The sequence below is a fragment of the Amycolatopsis sp. NBC_00355 genome, from assembly GCF_036104975.1.
Classification (GTDB): Bacteria; Actinomycetota; Actinomycetes; order Mycobacteriales; family Pseudonocardiaceae; genus Amycolatopsis.
The window spans coordinates 5573076-5585418 of sequence record NZ_CP107982.1; the positions used below are offsets into that span (position 1 = coordinate 5573076).

Annotated in this window: 12 protein-coding genes and 1 riboswitch; of the genes, 6 read left to right on the forward strand and 6 right to left on the reverse strand. The window is 69.8% G+C overall.

All coding sequences use genetic code 11. The features are described 5' to 3' along the window. Nucleotides 1–203 precede the first annotated feature (203 nt). A riboswitch (SAM riboswitch) is annotated at nt 204–294 on the reverse strand. 112 nt (nt 295–406) lie between these two features. From rsmA to metG, 5 genes are all read right to left on the reverse strand, one after another. Then, entirely contained in the window at nt 407–1249 is an 843-nt protein-coding gene (gene rsmA / locus OHS18_RS24805; RefSeq protein WP_328448725.1) for a 16S rRNA (adenine(1518)-N(6)/adenine(1519)-N(6))-dimethyltransferase RsmA, read from the reverse strand. 9 nt (nt 1250–1258) lie between these two features. Then, nucleotides 1259–1606 carry a hypothetical protein gene (locus tag OHS18_RS24810; RefSeq protein WP_328612570.1) on the reverse strand — a complete coding sequence of 116 codons (348 nt, stop codon included), beginning with the start codon at nt 1604–1606 and terminating at the stop codon, nt 1259–1261. A gap of 311 nt (nt 1607–1917) precedes the next feature. Next, a complete protein-coding gene (locus tag OHS18_RS24815; RefSeq protein WP_328612571.1) occupies nt 1918–3348 on the reverse strand; it encodes a transglycosylase family protein in 1431 nt (476 codons plus the stop codon). Between the two features lie 287 nt (nt 3349–3635). Beyond that, entirely contained in the window at nt 3636–4472 is an 837-nt protein-coding gene (locus OHS18_RS24820) for a TatD family hydrolase (RefSeq protein ID WP_328612572.1), read from the reverse strand. A gap of 12 nt (nt 4473–4484) precedes the next feature. Continuing rightward, complete coding sequence (gene metG, locus OHS18_RS24825; protein ID WP_328612573.1) at nt 4485–6278, reverse strand: methionine--tRNA ligase; 1794 nt, start codon at nt 6276–6278, stop codon at nt 4485–4487. Between the two features lie 57 nt (nt 6279–6335). Between metG and OHS18_RS24830 the strand changes: the two genes are divergently transcribed. The 5 genes from OHS18_RS24830 (at nt 6336) to OHS18_RS24850 (ending at nt 10755) form a co-directional block, all read left to right on the forward strand. Beyond that, nucleotides 6336–6944, forward strand: a complete 609-nt coding sequence (locus tag OHS18_RS24830; RefSeq protein ID WP_328448715.1) for a PadR family transcriptional regulator — start codon at nt 6336–6338, stop codon at nt 6942–6944. Between the two features lie 85 nt (nt 6945–7029). Beyond that, nucleotides 7030–8028: an ATP-binding cassette domain-containing protein gene (locus OHS18_RS24835; protein ID WP_328612574.1), complete on the forward strand. Its 999-nt coding sequence runs from the start codon at nt 7030–7032 to the stop codon at nt 8026–8028. Continuing rightward, nucleotides 8018–8782 (forward strand): ABC transporter permease, encoded by a 765-nt coding sequence (locus OHS18_RS24840; protein ID WP_328612575.1) that lies wholly within the window; start codon nt 8018–8020, stop codon nt 8780–8782. The genes OHS18_RS24835 and OHS18_RS24840 overlap by 11 nt, the downstream gene beginning before the upstream one ends. A gap of 94 nt (nt 8783–8876) precedes the next feature. Further along, on the forward strand, nt 8877–9491 hold the full coding sequence (locus tag OHS18_RS24845) for a glycoside hydrolase family 25 protein (RefSeq protein ID WP_328448710.1): 615 nt from the start codon (nt 8877–8879) through the stop codon (nt 9489–9491). A gap of 19 nt (nt 9492–9510) precedes the next feature. Continuing rightward, a complete protein-coding gene (locus OHS18_RS24850) occupies nt 9511–10755 on the forward strand; it encodes an aminodeoxychorismate synthase component I (RefSeq protein WP_328448708.1) in 1245 nt (414 codons plus the stop codon). A 47-nt stretch (nt 10756–10802) separates the two neighbouring features. On the opposite strand, the gene OHS18_RS24855 is transcribed toward OHS18_RS24850, so the two are convergent. Beyond that, nucleotides 10803–11762: a quinone oxidoreductase family protein gene (locus OHS18_RS24855; protein ID WP_328612576.1), complete on the reverse strand. Its 960-nt coding sequence runs from the start codon at nt 11760–11762 to the stop codon at nt 10803–10805. A 40-nt stretch (nt 11763–11802) separates the two neighbouring features. Here OHS18_RS24855 and OHS18_RS24860 point away from each other — a divergent pair, with 40 nt between their 5' ends. After that, nucleotides 11803–12336, forward strand: a complete 534-nt coding sequence (locus OHS18_RS24860) for a QsdR family transcriptional regulator (RefSeq protein WP_328612577.1) — start codon at nt 11803–11805, stop codon at nt 12334–12336. Nucleotides 12337–12343 lie beyond the last annotated feature (7 nt).

Here is a 12343-nt window from a genome sequence, read left to right on the forward strand (position 1 = left end):
GCTCCAGAAAACGGGGCGCGTAGATGTACGCGTCCGGCCGCAAGCAAGTGTCCGTCCTCTATGGACGGTGCATGAAGAAGAGGTGTGACGGGTCGAGCAAGCTCAGTTGGAGCGTCGACATGCGGTCACGGAGCGGCGACCCTCGTCGACAACGCGGCGTTTGGTCAGCAGCAGCGGGCGAGCAACCCTCTTCATCGGGACGGCCTCCATCGGTCCTGGCGGTAGCACCTGCCCTGCGGAGGGTGGTTGCTGCGACTTCGGCGAGCCAGGTCTCTCAGTCGCTCGGGATGGACGTACTGAGTAAAACCGATCCCGAGGAGCGAAAGCAAGCCTGTTGGGCCAGATCACACGACTGGAGGTGTCCGGATCGCGAGACGGGCACCGCGGAGGACGTATTTTGCCGCGGTCAGCCGGCGACGGCGGCGAGCCGCGCGAAGTCGTGCACGTCCAGCTGCTCACCGCGGGTCTTCGGGTCGATCCCGGCGGCCACCAGCAGCTCACCGGCCCGCTCGGCCGACCCGGCCCAGCCGGCGAGCGCCGCGCGGAGCGTCTTCCTGCGTTGTGAGAACGCGGCGTCCACGAGACCGAACAGCCGGTCCCGGTCCTCGGACGCCGGCGCGTCGCCGCGTTCGAAGGCGACGAGCGCCGAATCGACGTTGGGTACCGGCCAGAACACCGAGCGTGGCACCGCGGCGACCTTGCGCGCCGAGCCGTACCAGGCGAGCTTGACGCTCGGGACGCCGTAGATCCGGCTGCCGGGGCCGGCGGCCATCCGGTCGGCGACTTCGGTCTGGACCATGACGAGGCCGCGGCGCAGCGACGGCAGCTCGGCCAGCAGGTGCAGCACGACCGGCACGGCGACGTTGTAAGGCAGGTTGGCCACAAGCGTGGTGGGCTCGGCGGGCAGATCCGCCTTCGAGACGCGCATGGCGTCGGCCTCGAGGACGTCCAGCCGGCCCGCGGCGTCCGGCCCGCGTTCGGCGACGGTCTTCGGCAGCCGTTCGGCCAGCTTCGGGTCGATCTCGACGGCCACGACCCGCGCCCCGGCGGCCAGCAGCCCGAGCGTCAGGGAGCCGAGCCCGGGCCCGACCTCCAGGACGACGTCGTCCGGGCCGAGGCGCGCGAGGTCGACGATCCGCCGCACGGTGTTGGGATCGTGCACGAAGTTCTGCCCGAGCTTCTTGGTCGGCCGCACGTCCAGCTCGGCCGCCAGCCCGCGGATCTCGGCAGGTCCCAACAGTTCAACCACCGGGTGAGCTTACCCAGCATGGTCCGGCAACACCGCGAGGGCAGCGGTGGCCAGCTCGCGCACCCGCCGCCAGTCCGGCTCGGCCGCGAGAGCATCGAACGTCCAGAGGTGTGCGTTGACTTCGCCGCTCATCCGCGTGAGCAGGCGATCGAGTTCGGCGAGGGCCGGTGTGGCCTCGCCGTGTCCTGGGCTGCGTCCGAGGTCTTCGTAGAAGTCGTCGAACTCCAGGGCGAGTTCGTCCGCGCAGACGGGAATGCCGATCTCGCGCAGCCACGCCTGCTGCCGCTCGGCGGGCCACGTCAGCCGGGTCAGTGCCACGCGGAAGTACCGGAGCTTGTGCCGTTGGCAGTCCTCCACGGACCCAGTCTGACCAGGTCCTGGGGCCGGGGCACCCGAATATCCGTGCGGTGAGGGTCGGCCCGCGTACCCGGACAGTCGGCTCGCGTACCCGGGAGGTCGGCTCGCGTGCCTGAAGGGTCGGCTCGCGTGATCGAGGAGCCGACACGCGTGATTGGACGTTCGACACACGTGACCGCAGGTGGAACCAGCGTGATCAGACCCGCACCTCGCGTGACCAGAACCGTGACTCGCGTGATCAGGCGGGCATCTTGCCGGGCACGCGAAACGGCCCCCACCCGGAGGTGGGGGCCGTTTCGGAAAAGCGGAAGTCAGGCCTTCTTGCCGCAGACCGGCCAGGCGCTGTAGCTGCCGCCGCGGCCGGCGCGGACCTTCTCCGCCACCGCGATCTGCTCTTCACGCGAAGCCTGGTTCGGCAGCGCGGCGTACTGGGAGCCGCCGTAGGCGTTCCAGGTCTGCTTGTCGAACTGGAGGCCGCCGTAGTAGCCGTTGCCGGTGTTGATGGCCCAGTTGCCGCCGGACTCGCACTGCGCGATGCGGTCCCACGCGGAACCGTCGCCGATGTCCGGGGTCGCGGCCTTCTTGGTGCCGACGTGGATGATCTTCGGCTTGGCCGGAGTGATCACCTGCTCCGACATCGACTCGCGCGAGACCTCTTTGCCGTTCTTCTGCGTGACCTTGTAGGTCACCATCTTCTCGCCCGGCGTGCCCGGGTCCTCGACCTGCGTCTTGCCCTTGTCGAGGTCCGGGTCGTCGACCTTCTGCTCGGGCGGGGCGATGGTTTCCTTCTGGTTCACCATCGAGACGCCGGTCCGGCTGATGTGGACCTCGGCGCCGTCGGTCAGCTTGACGTCCAGGCCGCCTTCGGCCGCGTCCTCCGGGCCCAGGGTGAGCTTGTACTCGCCCAGGAACTCCTTCGTGGTGACGGCGGTCGTCGTGACCTGCTTCGGCTCGTTGGCCCCGTCGAAGAGCGTGAGGTGCTTGAGCGTCTTGATCTGGACCGTGGCGCCCTCGAGGGGCAGCTCGCCGTCCTTCGGCATCGACATCCACGTGCCGGCCTTCTCGGCGTCGGTCATGCCGAGCTGGGACAGGGCGTCGCCCAGGTGGGTCGCGCGGACCCAGGACGTGCGCTCCGCGCCGTCGACGACCAGCTTCAGCTGGCGGCCGCGCTCGAGCTTGATGACGCCGCCGTCGCCGACCTCGGCCTGCGGGGACGGGGAGAGCGAGTCGTGCGCGCCGACCGACAGGCCCGCGTCCTCCAGCACCTCGCCGACGGTGTCGCCGAACGAGTGCACGGTGGTCGTCTGGCCGTCGACGTCGACGGTGATGCTCTTGTTCATCGCCAGCGCGGCCGCGCCGCCGCCGGCGATGCTGATCATGACGCCGAGGACGGCGCCCTTGAGGAAGCGGCGCTTCCAGACCTTGGAGGTCTGCCGGATGCTCTCGTCCAGCATGGCCTTCTTGGCCTGCGGGGACGCGGTCCGGTCCGCCTCGATCTCGTCCGGGATGACGATCGGCGGGAGGTAGGTGGTCTCCGCGTTGATGAGGCGGATCAGTTCGTCGACGTCGACGTCGATCGACGCCATCATCGCGTCGGCGTCGGGGCCGAGCGCGGCGAGGATGTCCTGCTGCGTGATGTTCGGGTCGTCAGAAAAGTCGAGCTGGCCGTACGCGGTGTCCTCGAAGTAATTGCGGTCGAGGACGGCGGCGGAGCGTGCTCCAGCCTGTCTGCTACCTGTCACCGGGTCGTTCCCTTTCCCAAGACGCCGTTCGGGGCGGCGTCTTTACGTCTGGGCCCGCAGCCGGCGCCATCGTCACGGTCCCGGTCGTACCAACCCGGTTCCGCTTCCCCGACGTGCACTGACGTGACTGAGGGCGTAACAGCCGGCAACTGCATGGTGCAGTACCGACCGGCACGATCACGGGACAGTAACGGGTCCCGCCGGGTTGCGCAAACACCCCCCGGAGTGTCGTGATCTGAGTCACTCCATCAGGTGGGCGATCATGGAACCCGGTTGTCGCAATGCGTTCACCCCGTTGTGACACTGGGGAGTCGGTAGACCCGCTCGGCCGTGGTCCGGACCGATTCGGCGACTTCGTGGACAGCTTCGCCCCTGAGCGCCGCGAGGTGACGGACGGTGTACGCGGCGCCGTAGGGCTCGTTCGGGCGTCCACGGAAGGGGTGGGGGGTCAGAAACGGCGCGTCGGTCTCGACGAGGTAACCGTCCGGTGAGCAGAGCCGCGCCGCCTCGTGGAGCCCCTTGGCGTTCTTGAACGTCACGGTGCCGGCGAACGAAAGCACGTATCCGGCGTCGATACAGCGTCGCGCGATTTCCGCATCCCCGGAAAAACAATGGAAGATTACGGCATTCGGCGCACCCTCTTCGGCCAGAATGCGCAGCACGTCCTCGTGGGCCTCGCGGTCGTGGATCATCAGCGGCTTGTCCAGCCGCTTCGCGAGGTCGATGTGCCAGCGGAACGCCTCCTGCTGGGCGTCGTGGGGCGAGTAGTCCCAGTAGTAGTCGAGGCCGGTCTCGCCGACGGCGACGACGCGCTCGGCCGACGCCAGGCGCTCCACTTCGGCCTTCTCGGCGTCGCCGAAGGCCTTGGTCCGGGTCGGGTGGATCGCGACCGCGGCCCACACCCGGCGGTCCCACGTCGCCGCCTCGGCCGCCCAGCGGGCGGAGGCGAGGTCGTCCGCCACCGTCACCACGCGCGCGACGCCCGCGCGCTCGGCGCGGTCGACCATGGCCGTCACATCGGCCGCGGTGACCGCGCCGCACGCGTCGAGGTGGGTGTGCGCGTCCACCACCGATACCGGGAGCCGGTCCGGGACCGGCGGCAGCTCGCGCTTCTCGTCACCCAACTCGCATACCTCTTACTTCGTGATCGGGGCCCACTCGGGGCCGTTTTCCCCGAGTTCCGGGTCGAGCTTCGTGAACAGGGGCGACGGCTTGGCGAGCGGGACGCCGACCTCGATCGGCTTCGACTCCCACTTCGCCTGCTCCGCCGCGTAGTCACCGGTGAGGATCGGGTTGATCCGGCCGGCGATGTCGAGGTCCTCGACCTCCTTGAGCTCCGGCTGCGCGGCCCAGACGCCGGTGCCGCCGAGAGCCTCGTGGATCTTCTGGGCCGAGTGCGGCAGGAACGGCGTCAGCAGCGTGTTGGCGTCGCTGACGACCTGCAACGCAGTGTGCAGCACGCTGTCGCGGCGGGCCGGATCGTCCTTGAGCTTCCACGGCTCCTGGTCCGACAGGTACTTGTTCGCCGCCGTGACGACGCGCATCGCCTCGCCGGCCGCCTGCTTGAACCGCGACCGGGCCAGGTGCGCCCCGACGGTGTCGAACGCCTTGCGGGACAACGCCTTCAGCTCTTCGTCGGCCGGGGCCGGCGCCTCCGGGCGCGGGATCGCGCCGACGTTCTTGTGCGCCATCGAGATGGACCGGTTGACCAGGTTGCCCCACTCGTTGGCCAGCTCGAAGTTGGTCCGGCGGACGAACTCGTCCCAGGTGAAGTCGGTGTCCTGGGTCTCCGGGCCGGCGACCGAGATGAAGTACCGCAGCGTGTCCGGGCCGAAGTCGCGCAGGAAGTCCTCGACGTAGATGACGCGCCCGCGCGAGGTCGAGAACTTCGAGCCGCTCATGGTGAGGAACTCGCTGGAGACGATCTCGTCGGGCAGGTGCAGCTTGCCGTACTTCCCGGCCTCGCCGCCCTTGTCACCCTCGCCGTTGTGGCCGAACAGCAGCGCCGGCCAGATCTGGGCGTGGAAGGTGATGTTGTCCTTGCCCATGAAGTAGTAGGACCGCGCGTCGGGGTTGGTCCACCACTCCTGCCACGCGTCCGGGTTCCCGGAGCGCCGCGCCCACTCGACGCTGGCCGAGAAGTAGCCGATCACCGCGTCGAACCAGACGTAGAACCGCTTCATCGGCTGGTCGCTCCAGCCGTCGAGGGGGATCTTGACGCCCCAGTCGAGGTCGCGGGTGATCGGCCGGGGCCGCATGTCGTCGATCAGGTTCTTGGTGAAGTTGAGGACGTTCGGGCGCCAGTCGGTCTTGGTCGAGAGCCAGTCGCCGAGGGTCTTGGTGAACGCCGGCAGGTCGAGGAAGTAGTGCTCGGTCTCGACGAACTTGGGCGTCTCGCCGTTGATCCGCGACTTGGGGTTGATCAGCTCCGCGGCGTCGAGCTGGTTGCCGCAGTTGTCGCACTGGTCGCCGCGCGCGCCGTCGTAGCCGCAGATCGGGCAGGTGCCCTCGACGTAGCGGTCGGGCAGCGTGCGGCCGGTGGACGGGCTGATCGCGCCGCGCGTGGTCTTCGGCACGACGTAGCCGTTGCGGTGCAGCGCCAGGAAGATCTGCTGCGTCACGTCGGCGTGGTTGCCGGTCGTGGTGCGCGTGAACAGGTCGTAGGACAGGCCGAGGCCCTGCAGGTCGTTGCCGATCTGGCGGGTGTACTTGTCGGCGGTCTGCTGGGAGGTGAGGCCTTCCTTGTCGGCCTGGACGGTGATCGGCGTGCCGTGTTCGTCGGTGCCGGACACCATGAGCACCCGGTTGCCGGCCATTCGCTGGTAGCGGGAGAAGACGTCGGACGGGACGCCGAATCCGGACACGTGGCCGATGTGGCGGGGGCCGTTGGCGTAGGGCCAGGCCACCGCAGTCAACACTGGGGTGCTCATACCTTATTAGCCTACGGATGCCGTCCAAGGCGATTCCGGCAGGTACAGGAGGCCAGGGTGTCCGCGACGCGTCTGCTCGTGCTCGGGGTGGTGCGCATGTACGGCCGCGCGCACGGCTACCAGGTGCGGCGCGAGCTGCTGAGCTGGTCGGCCGACAAGTGGGCCAACGTCCAGCCGGGGTCGATCTACCACGCGCTGAAGAAGATGACCACCGAAGAACTGCTGGAGCAGGTCGACGTCGAGCCCGGCGACGGCGGCCCGGACCGGGTCGCCTACCGGCTCACCGACGTCGGCGAGCAGGAGTACCAGCTCCTGCTGTCGAAGGCGCTGTCCGACCCGGAGCTGAACCACCCGCACCTGTCGGCCGCGATCTCGCTGATGACCACGCTGCCGCGCGCCCGCGTGGTCAACCTGCTCCGGCACCGGCTGGTGCACCTGGAAGCCGAGCGGCGGCAGGCCACGCTGATGATCGAAGAGCTGAAGGCCAGCATGGAGCTGGGCACGCCCGAGCACGTCGGCGAGCTGTACCGGCTGTGGGGCGGGATCTCCGAGGCGAGCTTCGACTGGCTCCAGGGCCTGATCGCCCGGCTGGAAGCCGGCGAATACGTGATGGCGGACGAGCAAGGCGGCGCCTTCGGGGAGCCACCGGCCGATCCGGCCGAGTAATCAAATTTGACTAAACCCTGACCTGCGGGACTAGAGTGTCGGCTTCTGCTAGTCAAATTTGACTAGATCGTCGAGAGGGGATCTCATGATCACGGCACGCGGCCTCGAGCGGCGGTTCCGCCGCAAGGGCCGCACCGGGGGCGAAGTACACGCGGTGAAGGGCGTCGACCTCGACGTCGAAGCGGGCGAGCTGGTCGGCTTCCTCGGGCCGAACGGCGCCGGCAAGACGACGACGTTGCGCATGCTGACCACACTGCTGAAGCCGACCGCCGGCACGGCGACCGTCGGCGGGCACGACCTGCTGGCCGATCCCGTGGGGGTGCGCGAGCGCATCGGCTACGTCGCTCAGGGCGGCGGCAGCGCGCCGGAGAGCAAGGTCGCCGAAGAGCTGGAACTGCAGGGGCGGCTCTACCGGATGAGCAAGGCCGACGCCATCGCGCGCGGCACGGAACTGTGCGAACAGCTCGACCTCACCGGCCTCGGCCGGCGGCTCACGAAGACGTTGTCGGGCGGGCAGCGGCGCCGGCTCGACATCGCGATGGGGCTGATCCACTCGCCGGGCCTGGTGTTCCTCGACGAGCCGTCGACCGGGCTCGACCCGCAGAGCCGGGCGAACCTGTGGGACCACATCCGCCGGCTGCGCGCCGAGCAGGGCGTCACGGTCTTCCTCACCACCCACTACCTCGACGAGGCGGACGCGCTGGCGGACCGGCTGATCGTGATCGACGACGGCCGGATCGTCGCCGAAGGCACCCCGGACGCGCTGAAGGCCCGGGTGTCCGGCGACGGCGTCGAGGTCGGCGTCGACCCGGCTTCGGCGGCCGAAGCGGCCGAGACCGCCGAGCGCCTGTCCGGCGCGCACGAGCTGTCGGTCACCGGCGGCGTGATCCGGTTCCGGGTACCCCGCGGCGACGTCGCACTGCCGGAACTGCTGCGCGCGCTGGACACCCGGGGCATCGCGATGACGTCGATGCAGGTGCACCGGCCGACCCTGGACGACGTCTTCCTGACCCTGACCGGGCGCTCACTGCGCGAAGCCGAGCAGGGCACGCACGCCGCAAAGGAGACCGCCGATGTCGCGTGACACCTGGCTGATCTTCCGGCGCGACATGCTGAGCGCGCTGCGGAACCCGACCTGGGTGCTGATCGGGATCATGCAGCCCCTGCTGTACCTCTTCCTCTTCGGCCCCCTGATGGTCCGGGCGGTACAGGCCCAAGGCCTGTCCGAAGTGGACGGCTGGATGCTGCTCACCCCGGCGCTGATCGCGCAGCTGGCGCTGTTCGGCAGCTCGTTCGTCGGGTTCGGCCTGCTGGCCGAATACCGGTCCGGCGTGGTCGAGCGGTTCCGGGTGACGCCGGTCAGCCGCGCGGCGCTGCTGCTGGGGAAGGTGCTGGCCAACGCGCTGCAGGCGGTCGTGCAGGCGCTGCTGATCATCGCCTTGGCGTACCTTGCGTTCGACCTGGACGCGCCGGTCGGCGGTGTCCTGCTGAGCCTGGTGATCGTCTTCCTGCTGGCGGTTTCGCTGGCGTCGTGCTCGTACGCGCTGGCGTTGACGCTCAAGAGCGAGGAGACGTTCCCGGCGCTGCTGAACGCCGTGCTCATCCCGGTGCTGCTGCTGTCCGGGATCCTGCTGCCGATCACGGCGGGCTCGGCGCCGGGCTGGCTGTACACGGTTTCCCGGATCAACCCGTTCCGGCACGTGGTGGACGTCGAGCGCAGCAGCTTCCGCGGCGACTTCACGATGGACGCGCTGTTCACGGGGAGTGTCGTCGTGCTGGCGCTCGCGGCGCTGTCCGTGTGGTGGGGCACGCGCACCTTCCAGCGAGAAAGCGCCTGACCAAAGAAACGCCTGATCAACCCGGTGTGGTGTGACTGCGGGTCCGCTCCCGGCGACGTATGGTGTGCTCTCATCTACGCGCCGGGGGCGGACTGTGACGGAGCCGGAAGCCGAACTCGGCATCTCGCTGTCCCACCGCGAGCGCGTCGCGGACTGGCAGGCCGTGCGCGGCGCGCAGACCAAGTTCGTCTCGGTGACGATCAGCGAGAACGTCAACTGGAGCAGTTCGGCCGCGGAGCGGAACCTGGCCGGCGCGCAGGAAGCCGGGCTGCACGTCGGCGGCCGCCACTACGCGCGGCCCGGCGCGGTGCACGACCAGGCCGACCACTTCGTCCGGACGGCGAGCAAGCTCGGCGCGTTCTCCCCCGGCTCGCTGGCGCCGGCGCTGGAGGTCGCGGCGCCGAGCGTCGACGACCGGTTCATCAAGGCGTGGATCAAGCACGTCCGGCACGCGGCGCGGGTCGAGCGGGTGCTGATCTACGCCGACTACGACTGCTGGCAGCACCGCCTGCACCCGGACCGCTGGGCCGACTCCGAGGTGGTGCTGTGGCTGATCCGGCACAACGGCATCCCGGGCCGGGCCGGCTGGTTCCACGCGCGGCTCGGCATCCACCAGCACGCGTCCGCGCCGGGGGTACCGGGCATCGACGGGCCGGTGGAGCAGAACGCCGTCGTGTATCCGTTCACATTGGGCGACCTTTTGCTGTAGGACCGGTGACAATGTCGCCATGCGCGTGCAGAGCAGGACACTCCGGACGAACGTGACACCGTCGCGCGCGCTCCTGGTGCTGACCGCGCACGCCCGCGCCCACGGCCTGCCGCCGCCCGCGATGCTGTCGGGTGACTGGTTCGGCTCACGGGCGGTGATCGCGCCGTCGCTTCAGGTGTCCCCCGGCCCGGTTTCCCGGCCCGAGCCGGCGGACGCCCCGCACGGCGTGGTCGGCGGCGGCTGGTTCGGTTACCTGTCCTACGACTCGGCCGACCCGTCGGGCCGGAGCGGCGCACTGCCCGCGACGGCGTGGGGCTGGGCGGACCACGTGCTGCGGTGGTCGGCGTCGGGCACCTGCTACCTGGAGTCCCTGGACGGCGGCGGCCCATCGGTGTCCACAATGGAGTCCCTGCTGGCTTCGGCCGTTCCTGCCGTTTCCTGGACGGCCGGCCCGCTACGACGTCCGCTGCCTTCGGAGCACCGCGACGCGGTGAAGGCGTGCGTGCACGCGATCGAGGCCGGGGAGCTGTTCCAGGCGAACATCTGCAGCCGTTTCACGGGTTCGTTCTCGGGCTCGCCGGCCGCGCTGTTCGCCGCCGGCGTCTCCCGGCTGAACCCGCGTCGCGCGGCGTTCCTGTCGGGCGCCTGGGGTTCGGTGGTCTCGTTCTCGCCGGAACTGTTCCTGGCACGCCACGGACGTTCGGTGCTGTCGACGCCGATCAAGGGAACGCTCCCCCGGCGTGGGCCTTTCGACGCCGGGAACGCTTCGCTGCTGCGTCAGTCCACGAAAGACGTCGCGGAGAACGTGATGATCACGGACCTGGTGCGCAACGACCTGGGCCGGGTCTGCGAAGTGGGCTCGGTGACGGTGCCATCGTTGTTGCGGGTGCGCCCGGCGCCGGGGGTGTGGCACCTGGAGTCGACGGTCTCGGGGGTACTGGGCCCGTCGGTGACCGACGACTTGCTGCTGGCGGCGACGTTCCCGCCGGGCTCGGTGACGGGCGCGCCGAAGATCCGCGCGCAGGACCTGATCGCGGAGCTGGAGCCGTGCGCCCGCGGCGTCTACACGGGAGCGATCGGCCTGATCTCACCGGCGGCGGGCCTGGAGCTGAACGTCGCGATCCGCACGTTCGAGCTCTCGGGCGGCTCGATCACCCTGGGCGTCGGCGGCGGCATCACGGCGGATTCGGACCCGGAGGCGGAGTGGCAGGAGTGCCTCCACAAGGCCGCGCCACTGGAGGCCCTGCTGGCTTCAAAGCCGTGAAGGCCTCCTTACCGGCTCTTATGGCCGGTAAGGAGGCCTTCACGGCTTTACTTCGTCGGGTCGAGGAGGAGCTTGCCGACCGTGCCGCGCGAGCGGAGGGCTTCGTGCGCGCCGCGGGCGTCCGTCAGGGCGTACTCGCCGCCCGGGACCGCTTTCAGGTTCCCGGCGAGCACCAGGTCGAACAGCTCGGTCAGCGCCGTGCCGAAGACGTTGCCCGGCAGGCGGAAGACGTGCGGCAGCCACATGCCGCTGATCGTCGTGCTGTGGCCGAGGATGTTGCGCAGGTCCACCGGCTTCGGCGACTCGCGCCCGGCCATGCCGTAGAACGCCAGCCGGCCGAACGCCGCCAGCGCGGCGATGCTCTGGTCCGTGGTCTTGCCGCCGACCATGTCGAGCACGACGTCGACGCGGCGGCCGCCGTTGGCCTCGAGCAGCGTCGCGGTCATGTCCTCGGCCCGCGAGTCGACCGCGACGTCGGCGCCGAGTTCCAGGGCGAGCGCGCGCTTCTCGTCGTTGCTGGCGGTGGCGATGACGCGGCCCGCGCCCCACGCCTTCGCGAGCTGCACGGCGATCGTCCCGACCCCGCCGGCGGCCGCGTGCACGACGACGGACTCACCCTGCTCGAGGTGGGCGTTCTTGCGGAGCAGTACCCAGGCGGTCGCGCCCTGGACCAGCATGGACAGCGCGGTCAGGTCGTCGATGCCGTCGGGCACCGGGAAAGTGGTCACCTCCGGCGCGACGGCTTTTTCGGCGTACCCGCCACCGCTGTTGAGCAGCGCGACGACCCGCTTGCCGTCGGCGGTACGCCCGACGACCTCACCACCGGGAACGAGCGGCAGCTTCGACGGCGCGAGGTAGGAGTTCTCGGCCTGGTGGGTGTCGGCGTAGTTGACGCCGATCCGCTCGACGTCGATCAGCACCTCACCGGCCCCGGCCACCGGATCGGGCAGTTCGACGGGCGTGAGCACCTCGGGTCCGCCGAACTCGGTCACCTGAACTGCGCGCATCTGCTGGTCCTCTCGATCGTCGTGTGAGACATTCTGGCATATGTCTCACGAGTTCGAGCTGGCCCGCACCTGGTTCCTGTCCGGCCGCCGGCTGGACATGGGAGAACTGGCGGAGGCGCTGTCGATCAGCCGCGCGACGCTGCACCGCCGCATCGGCTCCCGGGACCGGTTGCTGGGCGAGATCCTGTGGTCCCTTTCGTCCGCGTCGATTACCCACCTGCTGCCGTCGTGCGTCGGACGCGGAGCCGCCGGCATCGCGGACTTCGTCAGCGGCTTCGTCCGATCGGCGAACGAGTCCCCGCCGTTCCGGGACTTCCTGCGCCGGGAGCCGGAGCGGGCCCTGCGCCTGTTGACGACCCGGGCCAGCGTCTGCCAGCAGCGGACCATCGCCGAACTGGAGTCCCTGCTGTCGACGGAGGCCACTGCCGGCCGTCTCGTCCCCCCGCTACCCGTGCCGGACCTGGCCTACCTGCTGGTCCGGATCGGCGAGTCGTTCGTCTACACGGACGTGATCACCGGCGACGCACCCGATGCCGGGAAGGCCCACGCCGCGGTGACGGCGCTGCTGTCCTAGGTGTGGA

What these genes read in the sequence shown, in the direction of transcription:
- OHS18_RS24860 (WP_328612577.1), top strand. Translation starts at nt 11,803, where the DNA reads ATGTCTCACGAGTTCGAGCTGGCCCGCACCTGGTTCCTGTCCGGCCGC.
- OHS18_RS24840 (WP_328612575.1), top strand. Translation starts at nt 8,018, where the DNA reads ATGTCGCGTGACACCTGGCTGATCTTCCGGCGCGACATGCTGAGCGCG.
- metG (WP_328612573.1), bottom strand. Translation starts at nt 6,278, where the DNA reads ATGAGCACCCCAGTGTTGACTGCGGTGGCCTGGCCCTACGCCAACGGC.
- OHS18_RS24850 (WP_328448708.1), top strand. Translation starts at nt 9,511, where the DNA reads ATGCGCGTGCAGAGCAGGACACTCCGGACGAACGTGACACCGTCGCGC.
- OHS18_RS24855 (WP_328612576.1), bottom strand. Translation starts at nt 11,762, where the DNA reads ATGCGCGCAGTTCAGGTGACCGAGTTCGGCGGACCCGAGGTGCTCACG.
- OHS18_RS24835 (WP_328612574.1), top strand. Translation starts at nt 7,030, where the DNA reads ATGATCACGGCACGCGGCCTCGAGCGGCGGTTCCGCCGCAAGGGCCGC.